Origin of the sequence: Pseudoalteromonas sp. R86517 (assembly GCF_042466295.1) — a bacterium.
Lineage (GTDB): Bacteria > Pseudomonadota > Gammaproteobacteria > Enterobacterales > Alteromonadaceae > Pseudoalteromonas > Pseudoalteromonas atlantica.
In genome coordinates this window covers 224,903-241,250 of sequence record NZ_JAXHCB010000003.1, presented here as the reverse complement: position 1 = coordinate 241,250, position 16,348 = coordinate 224,903, and the positions used below count along the sequence as shown (strand labels likewise).

17 protein-coding genes and 1 pseudogene are annotated in these 16,348 nt (G+C 39.3%); 16 read left to right on the top strand and 2 right to left on the bottom strand.

Annotation, left to right across the window (positions count from 1 at the left end; translation table 11 throughout):
* Window positions 1-97: 97 nt before the first annotated feature.
* The 5 genes and pseudogenes from SJY38_RS17800 (at window position 98) to SJY38_RS17780 (ending at window position 5,923) form a co-directional block, all read left to right on the top strand.
* Window positions 98-1,522: pseudogene (locus SJY38_RS17800) on the top strand (uracil-xanthine permease family protein).
* A 30-nt stretch (window positions 1,523-1,552) separates the two neighbouring features.
* On the top strand, window positions 1,553-2,287 hold the full coding sequence (locus SJY38_RS17795) for a DUF5020 family protein (RefSeq protein ID WP_004587064.1): 735 nt from the start codon (window positions 1,553-1,555) through the stop codon (window positions 2,285-2,287).
* 213 nt (window positions 2,288-2,500) lie between these two features.
* Window positions 2,501-4,399 carry a TonB-dependent receptor domain-containing protein gene (locus SJY38_RS17790; protein WP_377110452.1) on the top strand — a complete coding sequence of 633 codons (1,899 nt, stop codon included), beginning with the start codon at window positions 2,501-2,503 and terminating at the stop codon, window positions 4,397-4,399.
* Between the two features lie 9 nt (window positions 4,400-4,408).
* The gene (locus SJY38_RS17785; RefSeq protein ID WP_377110451.1) at window positions 4,409-5,422 is read left to right on the top strand and encodes an MBL fold metallo-hydrolase; all 1,014 of its coding nucleotides are present in this window, start codon (window positions 4,409-4,411) and stop codon (window positions 5,420-5,422) included.
* 105 nt (window positions 5,423-5,527) lie between these two features.
* Window positions 5,528-5,923, top strand: coding sequence for a DUF4019 domain-containing protein (locus SJY38_RS17780; protein ID WP_286938494.1), 396 nt, complete (start codon window positions 5,528-5,530; stop codon window positions 5,921-5,923).
* 183 nt (window positions 5,924-6,106) lie between these two features.
* Here SJY38_RS17780 and SJY38_RS17775 read toward each other — a convergent pair whose 3' ends face one another.
* Window positions 6,107-7,006, bottom strand: coding sequence for a LysR family transcriptional regulator (locus SJY38_RS17775; protein ID WP_138685306.1), 900 nt, complete (start codon window positions 7,004-7,006; stop codon window positions 6,107-6,109).
* Window positions 7,007-7,227: 221 nt separating this feature from the next.
* On the opposite strand from SJY38_RS17775, the gene SJY38_RS17770 reads away from it, so the two are divergent.
* The 4 genes from SJY38_RS17770 (at window position 7,228) to SJY38_RS17755 (ending at window position 10,429) form a co-directional block, all read left to right on the top strand.
* Window positions 7,228-8,382 (top strand): iron-containing alcohol dehydrogenase, encoded by a 1,155-nt coding sequence (locus tag SJY38_RS17770; protein WP_096042781.1) that lies wholly within the window; start codon window positions 7,228-7,230, stop codon window positions 8,380-8,382.
* Between the two features lie 147 nt (window positions 8,383-8,529).
* Window positions 8,530-9,123, top strand: a complete 594-nt coding sequence (locus SJY38_RS17765) for an RDD family protein (protein WP_377110450.1) — start codon at window positions 8,530-8,532, stop codon at window positions 9,121-9,123.
* Window positions 9,124-9,165: 42 nt separating this feature from the next.
* The gene (locus tag SJY38_RS17760; RefSeq protein WP_377110449.1) at window positions 9,166-9,429 is read left to right on the top strand and encodes a hypothetical protein; all 264 of its coding nucleotides are present in this window, start codon (window positions 9,166-9,168) and stop codon (window positions 9,427-9,429) included.
* Between the two features lie 364 nt (window positions 9,430-9,793).
* Complete coding sequence (locus SJY38_RS17755; protein WP_055255484.1) at window positions 9,794-10,429, top strand: trimeric intracellular cation channel family protein; 636 nt, start codon at window positions 9,794-9,796, stop codon at window positions 10,427-10,429.
* Here the strand turns inward: SJY38_RS17755 and SJY38_RS17750 are convergent.
* Window positions 10,426-10,806, bottom strand: a complete 381-nt coding sequence (locus tag SJY38_RS17750) for a GNAT family N-acetyltransferase (protein WP_377110448.1) — start codon at window positions 10,804-10,806, stop codon at window positions 10,426-10,428. The genes SJY38_RS17755 and SJY38_RS17750 overlap by 4 nt on opposite strands.
* 358 nt (window positions 10,807-11,164) lie before the next feature.
* Here SJY38_RS17750 and SJY38_RS17745 point away from each other — a divergent pair, with 358 nt between their 5' ends.
* The 7 genes from SJY38_RS17745 to SJY38_RS17715 all read left to right on the top strand — a co-directional run bounded on the left by SJY38_RS17745 (window position 11,165) and on the right by SJY38_RS17715 (window position 16,306).
* The gene (locus tag SJY38_RS17745) at window positions 11,165-12,004 is read left to right on the top strand and encodes a DUF417 family protein (RefSeq protein ID WP_377110447.1); all 840 of its coding nucleotides are present in this window, start codon (window positions 11,165-11,167) and stop codon (window positions 12,002-12,004) included.
* A gap of 17 nt (window positions 12,005-12,021) precedes the next feature.
* Window positions 12,022-12,273: a Rho-binding antiterminator gene (locus SJY38_RS17740; RefSeq protein WP_377110446.1), complete on the top strand. Its 252-nt coding sequence runs from the start codon at window positions 12,022-12,024 to the stop codon at window positions 12,271-12,273.
* A 350-nt stretch (window positions 12,274-12,623) separates the two neighbouring features.
* Complete coding sequence (locus SJY38_RS17735) at window positions 12,624-13,049, top strand: energy transducer TonB (RefSeq protein WP_256847960.1); 426 nt, start codon at window positions 12,624-12,626, stop codon at window positions 13,047-13,049.
* A gap of 139 nt (window positions 13,050-13,188) precedes the next feature.
* Complete coding sequence (locus SJY38_RS17730; RefSeq protein WP_377110445.1) at window positions 13,189-14,280, top strand: PIN domain-containing protein; 1,092 nt, start codon at window positions 13,189-13,191, stop codon at window positions 14,278-14,280.
* Between the two features lie 117 nt (window positions 14,281-14,397).
* Entirely contained in the window at window positions 14,398-14,700 is a 303-nt protein-coding gene (locus SJY38_RS17725; protein ID WP_377110444.1) for a hypothetical protein, read from the top strand.
* Window positions 14,701-15,034: 334 nt separating this feature from the next.
* Window positions 15,035-15,262 (top strand): hypothetical protein, encoded by a 228-nt coding sequence (locus SJY38_RS17720; protein ID WP_377110443.1) that lies wholly within the window; start codon window positions 15,035-15,037, stop codon window positions 15,260-15,262.
* Window positions 15,263-15,553: 291 nt separating this feature from the next.
* Window positions 15,554-16,306, top strand: a complete 753-nt coding sequence (locus tag SJY38_RS17715; protein WP_377110442.1) for an SDR family oxidoreductase — start codon at window positions 15,554-15,556, stop codon at window positions 16,304-16,306.
* Window positions 16,307-16,348: the final 42 nt, after the last annotated feature.

The following is a 16,348-nucleotide window of genomic DNA, read 5'->3' as shown; positions in this document are numbered from 1 at the left end:
CTTGACCATTAGGACAGTTTGTTGGCTTTAGATATAAAGCAATAGTTTTGATTTTTGGTTGCAGCAATATTAACTATACAAACTAAAGGAGAGCACTATGTTAGAGCCGATAAAGCAATCAGACGATGCAATGTGTGAGGCAAGGACAGAAAAAGCGGTTAATACGTGCGAAGACATTTTATACACAGTAGATGATAAGCCAGGCCTAGTAGAATCATTTTTTGCAGCTCTACAGCACGTGCTAGCAAGCTTTGTGAGTATTATTACGCCCACGCTTATTATTGGTGGCGTATTGGGGCTTGGTAGCGAAATACCATATTTAATTAGTATGGCGTTGTTTGTATCGGGGGTTGGTACATTTATTCAGGCTCGCCGTGTGGGGCCAATTGGCTCAGGGCTTATTTGCGTACAAGGCACCAGCTTTGCGTTTTTAGGCACTATTTTGGCAACCGGTTTTACCGTAAAAGCCACTGGAGGCGGAAACGATGAAGTACTTGCCACCATTTTTGCTGTGTGTTTTTTAGCAGCCTTTGTAGAGATATTCATTAGCTTTTTTATAGAAAAGCTTGGCAAAGTAATTAAGCCTGTAGTGACCGGTGTGGTGATCACCACCATTGGGGTTTACCTCATTAAAGTAGGTATGACCGACATAGGCGGCGGGCAATGGTTATTAACTAATATGCCTGAAAAGTTTGCCTCGCCAAGCAACTTAATTGTGGGCTTTTCGGTGGTGGCGCTGGTGGTATTACTAAATGCTAGCAAAAATCAGTGGGTAAGGCTTACCGCTGTAGTCGTTGCCATGTTAGTAGGGTGGTTACTTGCACTTATTTTAGGTATAGCCAAATTTAAAATGGGCGAATTTGATTTAATCGCCATGCCATTACCCTTTAAATATGGCTTTAACATTGATTTTGGCGCCATGATTGCCTTTAGCTTTTTATAGCTAATTACCGCCATTGAATCCACAGGCGATATAACCGCAAATTGTGCGGTGTCTAAATTACCGGTAAAAGGCGCAAGCTATTTAGCGCGTATACGCGGAGGTATTTTAGGCGATGGCGTTAACTCAATGATTGCTGCCGCATTTAATACGTTTCCTAATACTACTTTTAGCCAAAATAACGGCGTTATTCAGTTAACCGGTGTAGCAAGTAGATACATTGGCCTGCGGATTGGTGTAATTTTGATTATTTTAGGGTTATTTCCGGTGATTGGTGCCGTGCTACAAAATATTCCTAAACCAGTGCTAGGCGGTGCAACGCTCGTGATGTTTGGCACAGTAGCAGCCGCAGGAGTAAAAATTCTTGCAAGCGAAAAAATAAATCGTCGTAGCTTACTTATTATTGCGGTGAGCTTAGGTATGGGGCTAGGGGTTAGCTTTGTGCCCGAAATGTTTATAAATGCGCCTAAGCTGGTAACCGCTATTTTTGGCAGCGCTGTAACGGTATCGGGTTTAACCGCCATCGTTATGACGCTTGTTTTACCAGAAAATTATTCAGCAAGTACAGATCATCTTAACTAGACTAATAAAATTATAACAAAGGGATTAACAATGAAAATTACAACAATTAAAAAATTAGCCTTAGTAAGTGCTATCGCGGTGTGTTCAAGTAGCGTGTCGGCAAAAGAGCTGTGGTCAGATTTTAGTATAACCGCCATGACCGGCGCCGATTACCTCGAGCCGTTCTCGGGGGAGGAAGATGACAGAAGCGTAGTAACCATTGAGCATGCATCGGGGCATACATGGGGCGGTACCTTCTTTTTTATGGATAGATTAAGTAACCCCGATGAAGTATACGGAGAGCTAAACATCAACCCAACGCTGTACAAGCCACAAAACAGCTTTGTTAAAGAGGTGTTTTTAGGCCTACAAACAGAATATGGCTCGGGCGATACCGATCAAAATAACTACTTATTAGGTGGTGGCGTATCGTTAGATGTACCAGGGTTTCAATACTTTAATGTGGCTTATTACCGTCGTTTTCAGGACGATATTGGCATAGAGCGTGAAGATAACAACCAAATAACCGTAACGTGGGGCTATAACAAGGGTAACTTTAGATACGATGGCTTTTTAGATATTGTTGACAGTACCGACACTATGTTTGGTAAAAGTGAAGGCGGTTTTAACTTTACCTCACAACTTAAATACAATATTGCTCCTATGCTTGGCCTAGACACAGGTCGCCTTGATGTAGGTATAGAATACGTATATTGGAAAAATAAGTTTGGTGTAGATGGTCAAACAGAGCACAACCCAAATTTGATGGTTAAATGGCATTTTTAAAACTTTAAGCGTTACAGAATACAAAAAAGGCTGCTAGTTAATGCAGCCTTTTTTGTACATTAAACGCAATAAAGTTGACTTATTGTTAATAATGACACTGCAGTAACACGCATCTTAATCGGTTAAGTTTTATTGTGAATTAATGAAATGTTAATTGCTGAATGTATTGATAATTGTTATCATTACGTAAAATAACTAATTAAATACCACGTAATGACTCTGAAAAACACTTTAGCTCTGCCTCTAATTGCTGTTGCGCCATTTTACACTTTGGCTAACGCTAACAATGATATAGAAACAATAGTAGTGACCGCCTCAGGCTTTGAACAAACCTTAGCGCAAGCGCCAGCTTCTATTACTTTAATTAGCAAAAAGCAGCTAGAAAACCGTGCTTATAAAGACTTAACCGATGCACTTAACGATGTTGCAGGGGTTACGGTTACCGGTGGTGGCTCGCGACAAGATATAAGCGTGCGTGGCATGCCAGCGCAGTACACTGCTATTTTGGTAGACGGTAAAAAGCAGTCAGGGCGTGAATCACAACCAAGCGGCAGCGGTGGCTTTGAGCAAGATTGGCTGCCACCACTAGATGCTATTGAACGTATTGAAGTTGTGCGTGGGCCTATGTCTACGTTGTATGGGTCGGATGCAATTGGCGGCGTTATTAATGTTATAACCCGTAAAAATTACGACAATTGGCATGCTAATGTTCGCCTAGAAACCACACAGCAAGAAAACAGTAATTCGGGTGATGAATACCAAGGGCAAATATATGCAGCGGGGCCATTAATAAAAGATTTATTAAGCGTTAACCTTTCGGCTCTTTACCAAGAGCGTGAAGAAGATGAAATTGAGCGCGGTTACGGTGAAAAAGAGCTGACAAGTTACAGTGGTACACTGCATTTAACAGCCACCCAGCACGATGTGATATCGCTTGAATACAGCGAACACGATCAAAAACGTATTTCTACCTCGGGGCTATCGTTACCTAGTCGAAATAGCTCTAGCGAAACGAACAATAACCGCAGCACGTGGTCGTTAGCACATAAAGGTAGCTATAGTTGGGGCGCTGCGCATTCGTATATTCAACAAGAGTCGGTTGAAAACGAAGGCCGTGAAATAACCATCGAAAATACCTTAGCAAATACGCAGTGGTCAATTGCACTTGAAAACCACCATGTAACATTAGGCGGCGCATTTGAACAAGAAAAGCTTGATGACAAAACAACAAACGCAGCCACTATTACTAAAATAGATAACAAACAATGGTCGCTATTTGCTGAAGATGAGTGGAGCTTACACCCCGATTTTACCATTACCACGGGTTTACGAGTTGATGATAACGAGCAGTTTGATTCGCACTTGAGTCCACGTCTGTACGGAGTTTGGAATATTAATGAGGCATGGACTTTTAAATCGGGCGTAGCTACCGGTTACAGAGCGCCAGATTTACGCGAGCTTAGCCCTAATTGGATCCAAAGCAGCCGCGGTGGCGACTTATATGGAAATGCTGACCTAGAGCCCGAAACATCCGTCAGTAAAGAAGCGGCTGTGTATTATGCTAACAGTGACTTTCAAACTAATATCACGGTTTTTCATAATAGCTTTGAAGACAAAATTAGCACCGTTTTATGTCCTCTCACAGTGTGTGGTGATGAAACCGACCGCTATAACATCAATATTGATAAAGCGGTGACTTATGGGGCTGAGCTAAATATAGAAACAATGTTAAGTGCAGATATTACCCTTGCAACTAGCTACAGCTATACGTTTTCTGAGCAACGCAGTGGCGACAATAAAGGCCAGCCACTTACGCAAATACCTAAACATTTAGCCACGCTAAATATTAACTGGGATGTAAGCGATAATATTAATACGTGGGCACGTGCTAATTACCGCGGTAAAGAAACCGAAGCAGCCTCTATAACTAGCCGTTTAACCTCAGCCCCTTCTATTGCAACAGCAGATATAGGCAGTGCGTGGCAAGTAAACGGTAACGTTAAAGTTATGTTTGGTATTTACAATATATTTGATAAAGCAACCAGTTACGATGAATACGGCTATGTAGAAGATGGCCGACGCTACTGGCTAGCTATAGATACAAAACTATAAGGGGTTTTTATGCCAAAATTTATATTATCTGCAGTGGTACTTAGCTTTTTAGCTACGTACCCGGCTATTGCGCAAAATACACAATTAACAGCGCAAGATTATGTCGAAAAAGGCATGCAGTACGCTGATGAGTTTCCGGGGTTAACAAGCCTATGCGATATACAAAACCCGTTACGTGATTTAACAAAGCGTGTCCGCACTAGTAATGAAGGTAAAAAGCGCAGTAAAAAGTTGGGTAGTAAACGGCGCTCATCAACGATTGAACCTACACAAGTGTTTGACAACCTTTATTATGTAGGTACTGGTGGAGTGGCAAGTTGGGTAGTTAAAACATCACAAGGGCTTATTGTTATTGATGCGCTAAATAACAACGAACAAGCTAAAAATTACATTGAAAAAGGTTTGCTCACACTAGGCTTAAACCCCGAAGATATTAAGTATTTAATTATTAGCCATGGGCATGGTGATCATTACGGTGGGCAAGAGTACTTAGTTAATAAATACAAACCGCGTGTTGTAATGAGTGAGGCTGAATGGCGACGCTTAGAACAACCAAAGCTTGATTTTGAAAGCCCACGTTGGGGCAAACGGCCAACAAGAGATATAAGCACAAAAGAGGCAGATACAATTACGCTTGGCGATACCAGCATTGGCGTTCATTTAACGCCTGGACACACCCCTGGCACTATTTCGTTGTTGTTCCCAGTATACGATAACGGCAAAAAACATATGCTAAGCCTGTGGGGAGGGACTGGGCTAAACTATGGGCCTGATATTGAGCGAATTAGCGCTTACAGCGTCGCCGCTAAACGTTTTGGCAATCTGGCAATGCAAGCCGGTGTAGATGTGTTTATATCAAATCACCCTAAACGCGATGGTTCGTTTGAGCGCATAAAGCAACTTAAAAATAGAGCCCCCGAGGCGGCGCATCCATTTGTAATAGGCCAAGAGCAAGCCTCGCATGGTTTTTCTATGTTGAGCGATTGCACTTACGCGCAGGTTTTAAAAATTAAAGGAGAGTAAGGCACTTATTTGCAAAAGTTTTTAATATTAGGGGTTAACCATTTAACCAATGTGTTGTAATTTGGAGTATCTATATTTACTTTTAACGCCAGATTAAAAGGAAGAATGATGAAACCCCTCATTTTAATTTTATGCTTGTTTATAAGCTGCTCAGTGTGGGCCGAAACCACTAAAAATATGCCCGTAGCAATAAACTGGTTACAGTTAATTGATGCGGGTGAATACACAAAAAGTTGGCAACAAGCCGATGCGCTATTTAAATCGCAATTAAGTAAAGCAAACTGGAAAAGCGCCCTAAACACAGTGCGTGCGCCACTAGGTAAAGTGGCTACGCGAGAACAAATAAGTACTAATGCTTACTCATCTTTACCTGGTGCCCCGCAAGGTAAATACCTTATTGTGCAATTTAAAACGCAATTTTCAGCAAGGCTTGCGGTGGAAACCCTTACATTAAGTAAAAGCAGTGGGCAATGGCGCGCGGTTGGCTATTTTATTAAATAACCAGCGTTCAATACCAATCCGTAATAATACATAATCATTTTCAGGGGCTAAACGTGTCGCTATCTGCGTTAAAAAACTCTCATTTAGAACAACTAAATAGCGAATTTTTTGCCTTGCTATCATCACGTTTACCTATCCTCAAAATAGATCACTTAATTATGCGGATTGGTATAAGTTAAAAAACTATTTTGCGTATTTATTAATATTAGAAAAAGCCATTAACACATCGCGGGCATAATTAAGCCGCGGGTGAGCAAGCGCCCCTTTACGCCACGCTAAGTACAAATTGTTTTCCGGCCCTTGCGGACCAAGTTTAATTAATCTACCCGATTGAATATCGTCATGACATATATAATCAGGCAGCACGGTATAGCCAACACCGGTTCTTACTATGCCGGCGAGCGCGCGTATGTCGGGGCAGCGAGCAATTATTTTTGACGTACAGCTTTGTTTAAATACAGTATCAAAATACTGGCGTATAAGCGGTAATTGACTGTCGTAACTGACCACCGGCAGCGTATTTAAAAGTGCTGGGGTAATGGTTTGCCCCTCTAAGCTTTGCGCTAATAAACGGTGCGCCACCAGTACTAGCTCTTCGCTGTCGAGCACTTCAAAGTCGTAAATTTTGTTATCGGGCAGGGAGGCTGTAATAGCCATATCGGCAACGCCGGTGTCGAGCGCTGAATAAATTTGCTCACGATTACCTGGCAGCACGACCACATCAACATTGCCTGCTTGTAACAAATTTGCCAGCTGTGCTGAGGCAACATAACTAATATATTCGGCGGGTCCGGCTAGTGTAATCGTTCCGCTCACATCGTTTGAACGGGTGCGTACAGAGGCAACTTTTTGCTCTATAGCATCAAGGTGATTTGCCACTTGGCCTGCTAAATCGTGGGCGGCATTACTTGGTTCTACGCCTCGGTGACGCCGCTCAAATAACGATTTACCTACCACCGACTCCATTGTTTGTATATGCGCGGTTGCAGCTGGTTGCGAAAGCCCCAAATTTTTAGCAGCCCGAGAGATGTTTTTACAACGATATACCTCAACAAAGGTGCGTAATTGTACAAAATAAGACATAAAACATTAGGTATCAGAAATCCGATGGGTAAAGCAAGATTAACTGAATTCTACTTATTGTAAAGTGCGCGTACACTTGCGCTCGTTCAGTTAGACATTAAACATTTTCATATTTAATTTATAAAATAGGTAATTAATTACTTGAAAGTTAACTATTAATTCCCATTTTATAAAGCAATGAGCACCAGGGGCTGAGCCCCGTAACCAAGTAGAGTACAAATATGTTAAATTTTGCATTTAAAAACCGCACCGAGATTTTATTCGGCAAAGATCAAATTAATGAGATCGCAAGCCGCGTACCAAGCCAAGGCAAGGTCATGTTTTTATACGGTGGCGGTTCGATCAAAAAGAACGGCGTATATGACGATGTAGTAAATGCACTTGAAGGTGTGGACTTTGTGGAGTTTTCGGGAGTTGAGCCAAACCCAACTTACGAAACACTTTCTAAAGCTGTAGAAATTGTGAAAGAGCAAAACGTTAGCTTTATATTAGCTGTAGGCGGCGGTAGTGTTATCGACGGCGCTAAATACGTAGCTGCAGCAGCAAAATACGAAGGCGACGGCTGGGATATTTTAGTTAATGGCGCAGAAGTAAAAAGTGCATTACCTATTGGCGCGGTATTAACGCTTCCGGCTACTGGCTCAGAAAGCAACGGTAACTCGGTTGTTACCCGTAAAGAAACCCAGCAAAAACGTGCCTTTGGTACGCCAATAGTGCAACCGCAATTTGCTGTGCTTGATCCTACGTATACATTCTCACTGCCAACTCGCCAAATTTCTAACGGTGTAGTTGATGCGTTTGTACATGTTATTGAGCAATACTTAACGTACCCAGTTAATGCGCCACTGCAAGACCGTTTTGCAGAAGGCATTTTATCTACGCTAATTGAGCAAGGCCCTAAAGCCCTTGAAAACCCAGAAGAGTACGATGTTCGTGCAAACGTAATGTGGTCGGCAACGATGGCACTAAATGGCTTAATTGGCCAAGGCGTACCGCAAGATTGGTCTACGCACATGATTGGCCACGAGCTAACAGCGCTTTACAGCTTAGATCACGCTGTAACACTTGCAATTGTATTACCGCCGCTTATGTTTGTTCAGCAAGAGCAAAAACGCGCTAAAATTATTCAGTTAGGCGAGCGTGTATTTGGCCTTGATATGCAAGACAAAAACGAGCTGATTGATGCAACCATTAAACATACTCAAGACTTTTTTGAGCAAATGGGCATTAAAACAAAACTTGGCGATTACGACCTAGGTGAAGACGCGGTTGAAGCCGTTGCCAACAATCTTGAGCGTAACGGCATGACAGCCCTTGGCGAACATGGCGATATTGACATAGCTAAAGCGAAGAAAATTTTAAGCCTAGCGCTTTAATTTAATTGTTTTTTGAATGGCGCTTTTTAGCGCCATTTTTTATGCTCAAAAAGCTAAATGTTGAGCTAAATTTTTGACATAGATTATTGAATAAATTACTAAAGCTATGCTACTTTGGGTTAAATTACGTAAAGGAATACCCCAAGCATGGACACCCCAATAGACTTTTCTACCTACACATTAGATGAACTTTACTCCAGCGCAAAAGTCATTGACCGAGAACGTTTTCCTGAGCGCGCAAAAGAAATAGACGAGCTTATAAAAACCCGAGAAGCGCAAGATCCCGCACACAATGCCGACCTAAAAATAGCGGGAGAAAAAGCATCACGCGGGGACAGGCTTGTTGCTGCTATTATTGACGGCTTAATAGGTATAGCATGTTTTATACCTGTAATAATGTATATCGGTTTTGATAACTTAAGCCAACCAAATCTGGGTTTATCTGCATTTTTATTTGTTTACGGTGTGTTTTCTACGTTAGTGCTTCATGCCTACCTTATGTATCACTACGGACAAACTATTGGTAAATACTGTATGTCTATTCGTATAGAAAACCTAGACGGCACACAAGCAAGTTTTATAACTATTTACTTTAAACGCATGTTACCTATGCAGCTGTTATCACTGGTCCCTTCGGTAGGTCAGTTTATTGCTGGTTTTGTTAATCCATCATTTATATTTGGAAAAGATAAACGCTGTTTACATGATCATTTAGCGGGAACAAAAGTAAGTAATATTTAGCATGAGCAATGCTCAGCGAAGGATAATACTTTAAAGGGATTTATGAAAAAACTGACAAGGTACAAAAAAGCACCCAGCGCAAAACTACTTTGGACGCTTGGGTGTAATACGTTCATCGCCGTTATTATTATATTTTGGGTAGAGGTATTTATTGAACAACCTTTGCTGCATCAATTTTTATACTTATTTGCGTTTGTCCTATTGAGGGTATTTTTACAATGGCATTATATGAAAAAAGAACAATGCCATTCGGTTGAAATTGTTGACCTTTGCCGATTAAATTTGTTCAAACTAGGGGCAATTTAATCGCGGCGCGAGGTTTGTAACCTAGTGGGCTAAGTAAAAACCGAGCAACAAAGAGTAAATTGTCCCTAGGCAGAACCCGAAGGGCAGCTGCAAATTTAACCTCGAAAGGTCAACAGACCCTAGTGCTGGTGGGCACTAAAAAAGGCGACTCAGCTAAAAATAAATAATGTGTAAAAACTACTCACTTTTAAAATAATTACCTTTTTAAAATACCGCATATCACAATAACCCATCATTAATTTCATCAAAAATTTATTAACCCATTGTTTTTAAATGTACTTTTAATCCTCGCTTTTGGCTTTTGCTAATTACATCTGGCATATAAATTGATACACCAAAGTATAAAATTTAAAAGAGAATGCACATGACTGCTGAATACTTTATGGTGTTGGGGCTGCTCGGAGTGGCTTTTTTTTCGGTTGCAGGAGCACTGCTAGGCTACGAAAAAAACATAAGTGGTTTTGGGGTGGTTGTGGTGGCTACTGTCACTGCGCTTGGCGGCGGTACTCTCAGAGATATTTTGCTAAATAAGCCTGTATTTTGGATTGCTACGCCCGAATATTTATACTCAACTTACGCAGCCATTGTGGCCACAATATTATTTGTACGTTACTTGCCTCATGTAAATAACTCTTATTTTTTATTCGTCGATGCCATAGGCATGGGTTTGTTTAATATTATGGGGATCGAAAAAGCGCTGATTAGCGGCACAGGTATGTTAATCGCCATTACTATGGGTGTAACAACCGGTATTTTTGGCGGGCTTATACGCGATGTAATTTGTCGTGAGTTGCCCTCGGTTATGCGAAACGAACCTTATGCCTCAGCCTGTTTAATTGGCGGACTTGTATATGCAGCGTTGTTTACTTTAAGTATTGATTATATTTGGTGTATTTTAGGCTCATTGTTTTCTACGGTATTTTTAAGGCTAGGCTCGCTTAAATGGGGCTGGCACCTAACCATTTTCAGAAAAAAAGATTTTAAAAATCAAAGTGATTAGGTTTTAAGGCGTGAGTTATTAATTGGCTGAGTTTGCATATGGTACTCATAGTTATCTTCCCCAGTGATCTTAAAGCCTAGTCGAGTATAAAGTGCTTTAGCAGGGTTGTTTTTAAGTACTGTTAGTTTGATAGGCTTTAACTTTGCAGTTTTAATTACTTGCTCAATAACGCCTCTGCCGTAGCCTTTATTTTGATGGTTGGGGTGTATTTGTAATTGCATTATTTCAATGTGGCTACCCGATATTTTGTACTTTAGCGTACCTATAGTATCACCATTAAACTGTATGAGATGAGAGCAATCGTATTGCTCGTCAACCCTTTCATTATGCTGTTGCTCAGTTAAAAACAAGCCGGCCACCTCAAGGTGCTCTACCATAGTAAGTTTTCTAAGACATAATTAATAACCTGAGCCTTGGCTAATAAATCTATCTCAAGCAGCTATCTTTAGCGCTAACTGCGTTGAATTTACTTGCAATAGGCTAGCTATTGACGCGCAAATTCGCCTTGTTTTCACTTAAAATTTCTAGCTAGAGAAAACAGACCCAGTAACATTACTAACCAACTATATCTAAATCTCTTAACCAAAGCTCAGGTTAAACCTCTTTTCGGGCGTGGCTTTTGTAAACGTAAAAACCAAAATGTCCTTCCTTGTATTTAAAAAATTTAACTTTAGTTGAATCACTTTCTGTAAAAATTAGGTCTTTATTAGCCATTACAGATTTAATGGGCACATAATGAACATAACACACACAAATAACGCACTCACCTTTTTACTTACACTCAGCTTTGCATTACTTGGTGTATCGTTTGCTTTAGGTGCAAACCCAAACACACTCTCAGCTACCTTTAGTTTTTATGAACTTGATACCTTACTCAGTAACAATACATTAGGTTTGCTCACAGGCACCGCGATGATTGCGTTGGCAGCAGCAACCTTAGCTGCGCATTTAAAATTAATAAAGCCGATGCCTGCACTTATACTCGCGTTAGTTGTTAGCATAGTGCCTTTACTTACCTTATTTGCCAGTAACCGCTGGATGGCACAGTTAGGCGGCTTTCCAATTATTGGCAGTGGGCAAGGCATAATTAAATACTTTGCTATCATCCCTTTGTATTTATTTTTGTTTTATAAAAATAAACTAACAGACAAACAACACGTACTTTTAAACTTTATACCGGTTGCTATGGTTTTACTGTGGATTGGCGGCATGAAATTTTATGAGTTTGAAGCCAAAGCTATTGTAGGCCTAGTAGAAACCTCACCGTTTATGTCGTGGTTATACACGGTATTTAGCGTACAAGGCGCATCAAATATCATTGGTGGGTTTGATGTATTATTTGCAGTACTACTTGGTGCGGGCATTTTATTTAACAATAAAAAGCTTATTATTGTTAGTGGCTTTGCGTGTTTAAGTGTATTTTTAATGACCCAAACATTTTTAATAACCGCAACCGGTGCATTTAGCTCAAGCACATTATTAGAGCGTTTAGGGCAATTTGTAATTAAAGATTTATGGTATGTAGGCAACCTAATTGTTATTGCCACTTTAATGCTACTTAAGCCAGCTAAATAATATATCAAGAGGACGTTATGATCAGTTGCAACCATTACGATTGCATCGAAATTGCCTGTATGCACCATTTACGCATTGAGCTTATATTAAAAAATGGCGATGGTGTATGTGGTGTAGCAACTGATACAAAACGCAATGCACTCAAACAAGAGTGCATTGCCATTAATGTAAGTGGCGAGCTAAAGCTTATTGTGCTCACTACAATTAGTCTACTTAAAGCGCGTAAGAGTAATCCTTACTTTGATCATGTGAACTTTGATGTAAAGTAAATCACTAACCAATTCGTTTTATCATAAACACTCCAGCGGGCCTGTTTCATCATTATGTTAAGGCTCGCTTATCTCGCCAATGCTTTAACTCATACGTGCTAAATGCACAAAGGCAAAATTTACCTTTAGAGTAAACTGTGCATATAAACAACTATTTTGACTTTGTCCAATAACATTATTAAAAGTCGTTTTTGGGCAACATAACAAAGGCTTTTTCACTACTGTCTAATTGCTTGTTTACATTACAGTTATTTAGTGGAATTATTGAGCAATGTAATATGCGCCGTTTTGGGGCGTTATAAACCCCCAAAGTGGTGTTCAATAAACTGTTAGGGTTACAAGGAGAGTTCGTGAAAGTATCATTTTTATTCGCAATTGGAGTTTTACTTTTGAGTGGATGCTCAACTACAAAAAAAAATTCTTCTAACGAGCATTTAGATTTAATTGGTAATAAAGAAGCTGTACTTGATTACTGGGTAGTTAAAAAAAAGATTGCTCCCAAATACCCCCAACAGGCTAACACCAAAAGAATATCGGGTTGCGTTGAATTCTCGCTAATTATTGATTCAAGTGGTAATGCAATTAACCCTAAAATAATAAAAGCGTTTCCTGAAGGTGTATTTGATATTCAGGCTACAAGGGCTATTGAAAAATGGAAATGGGTTCCAACATCAACAAATTCAAATAGACAACCTGTTGCAACTACTATCCAACTTGACTTTGTGGTTAGAAACTCATCTAACTACAAAGATGCATATAAAAACTGTAAGATTTAAGTAACCCTCACAAGCTGTTAAACAAGGACAAAAAACAGTTGGTTTGTGCTTCTTCGTCGCTTATTCTAGCCAACTAAATTTTGCCCGTTAACAGGACGTTAGCTTTTTCAGTGGTCACTCAATCAAAGTGAAATCTATTATGAATGTTTTTATTGATACGAATGCTTTTTTTAATAATTGGTTTGTAGGTAATGTTAATTTTAAGCTCTTGTTTCACTACTTAAATAATGAAAACTTAGACTTGCTCTTATCTGAATTGGTAGTGCAAGAGGTCAATAACCTCAGAAACAGGGAGGTTGTTGCATCTAAGTCGGAAATTAAAAAGCACTTTAAACGCTTACATAAGTTAAATAGTGGAAGTATTGGGGTGGCAATAGAAGATATTTCCACATCCGAGTACGATATTAAGACGATCTTAGAAGGCAAAGTACATTCAATAGAAAATATTGACTATGTGGGAATATCGCAGAAAGAAGTCGTCCAGCGAGCTCTAAATGTAACGAAACCATTTACAGATGGTGAAAAAGGTTATAGAGATACTTTGATTTGGTTGTCTTTTCTAAAATACCTAAAAGACAATTCAATAACAGGTGATGTGGCGTTTATTACGGATAATAAAAGTGACTTTTTTGAAAAAAAAGGTTCTGATTTAGTTTTGAATGGAGATCTTCAGAAGGATATTATAGCTTTGGAAATTGGGGCAAACATTAAGCCTTATCTTAAAGTTTTTGATTTTAATAAAGAAAATGTAGATCAAATAGCGAATGCAGTAAATAAATATGAAATCCTAGATGATGAAGAGTATTTCCTAATCGAAGAAACTGAAAGTTACTTAAACTCTATGTCTAATTCTGTACTTAGTAATCTATTGGGCTCTAGAGTTTTTGGAGAAAAGCTTACTGAAGTTATTGATATTGAGTCAGATATTTTTGAAGGGCTAGAAGATCCTGGAGTAAATTACGTTAGTGAATTATCAGACTCAAGCGTTTATATAAGTTGTTCTTATGAGATGAGAACGGTTGATCTAGTAGTAACTATCGACTTAGTTGAATTTAAGCAGCACGTAGATGATATTGAGAATATAAAGGCACTTTATAATATTGAAATTGATGAGGGTACAGTAAACCTTTCTTTTACCTTTAGGTTATATATAGATGCAAGCTTTGAATATGATACAACGTCAGAAATATGTTCAAACTTAAGTATTGAGCAACTATCAGGTCGAAGCTAGAAAAGTTGTAAACTCGGGCAATAAACAGTTGGCTTTGTTCGTGACTCACAAAATTTTTGCCAACTATTTTTAGTAGGTTAGAGCGGCGTTAGCCACTCAATTAGCTATGGAGTTGAAATGAAGTTAGAAGAAATGGATGCAGAAAAATTTACTGACTTACATAAAGTGATCGATTTAGCCTCTACCTGTTCAAACTCTAAACAAATAAAAGTTTATCTAAGTTATTTTGAGTTGTTTGCTAAAGCCAGACATAAAAATGATGGAAATTTACCACCTCACGTAAAGAATTTGGTTCAACAGCTCCAACAGAAATGCGACGAGCGGCCTTGGCATGACAGTCTTTCTTTTAAAGTTGTATCAACAATTTTACTAGGTTTGTTTGTTGCGTATTTAGCTTGGAAGCTAGGTTTTTCGGGCTAACAAGTGCCTAAACCAAGTGACGTAATACAGCAGGCTTGCGCTCCTTTGACGCTAATTTTAGCCTGCTATTTCGCGTCGGTTAGGCAAGCGCTATAAGCCTTAAGGAGTTAGGGTGACACCCATTCTAACCTTTACGTAAATTATTATTTATAACATTAAGTTAGGTTAAATTCATGAAAATGAATCATTTAAAAAGCTGAACTACACTGACGATATAAAAGTAATAAGAGATAGCCCGATAGGCGACAAAAAACTTTATAAAAAAGTAAACGGCTCGGGTTTATTAAGTCTGTTTTCATTTAAATAAAAAGCGGAATAATACGGTCAAAGAGACATGAAAAAGTTGGCCTTACAGGATAAAACGAATATGAACGCCTTTATTTTCTGCTGCCACAACTGTATTGCCTTGTTCATAAATGAGAAAGCTGAAAAACATGATGCATTAAAAAAAGGGGAGCCCTTTATACCAAAATACGCCAATCAAGCACCTATAATTCCCTCTAAAACGTCCATTAAAACAGCCGCAAATTCTCTTTTTATATTTTATGTGCAATATCTATAACTGATTGAACCAAAATAGGAACTCGGCTATGGTTGATTCATTAATAAAAATAAATTTAAAACGAGTTAATTTACAAGCTCGTTAGTTGCTCTGGAGACTTATGAGTACAGCTGGAATTATTATTTTTGTACTGACTTTTAATGTCACAATGAATTTTCACGAAGAGTTAGGGATAAAGAAAACTTGTGCACAAAATGCAGCTTCTTGCTAAGTATTGCTAATTTATGCCAACTACTTATTGTTTAGTAATGCATTCTATATTCCTTCAGCATTACTATTTAAGGATGTCTAATGAATAATTTAAAAGTGGTTTTAATAACGGGCGGAGGTCGAGGTATTGGTGCTGCTACATCTAAATTATTTGCATCAAAAGGGTATGCGGTTTGCATCAATTACAAGTCTAATCTAGCTTCGGCCGAAGCTGTCGCAAGCGATATTAGGGCTGCGGGTAATCGTTGTATTACAGTCCAAGCAGATGTTTCGGTTGAGAATGATGTGCTAAGGCTGTTTAAAAAAATTGATGCCGAGCTAGGTCCTTTATCAGTACTTGTTAATAACGCTGGTATTTTACGTAAGCAGTCGCGTTTGGAGGATTTAACAGCTGAAAGAATTAATACTATTTTAGCAAACAACGTGACTAGTTACTTTTTATGCTGTCGAGAGGCCATAAAGCGTATGTCTACACGCCATGGCGGAAAAGGTGGTGTTATTGTAAACGTTTCATCGGGGGCATCTCGTTCAGGTTCACCGAATGAATATATTGATTATGCTGCCTCAAAAGGGGCTATAGATACACTCACTAAAGGTTTATCACTAGAGGTTGCCTGTGAAGGAATTAGAGTTAATTGTGTGCGTCCTGGGCTAATTAATACGCAAATGCACGCTGATGGTGGTGAACCTGAAAGAGTAGAAAGGTTAAAGGAGCTTATTCCTCTTAAGCGTGGAGGTGAACCTGAGGAGGTGGCTGAAGCTATTTATTGGCTTTCATCAGCAAAGTCATCGTTTTCGACAGGGAATTTTTTAGACTTATGTGGTGGCCTTTAATACATAGCAAACCAATGTAATGGCAATTCCTCACGCTTAACA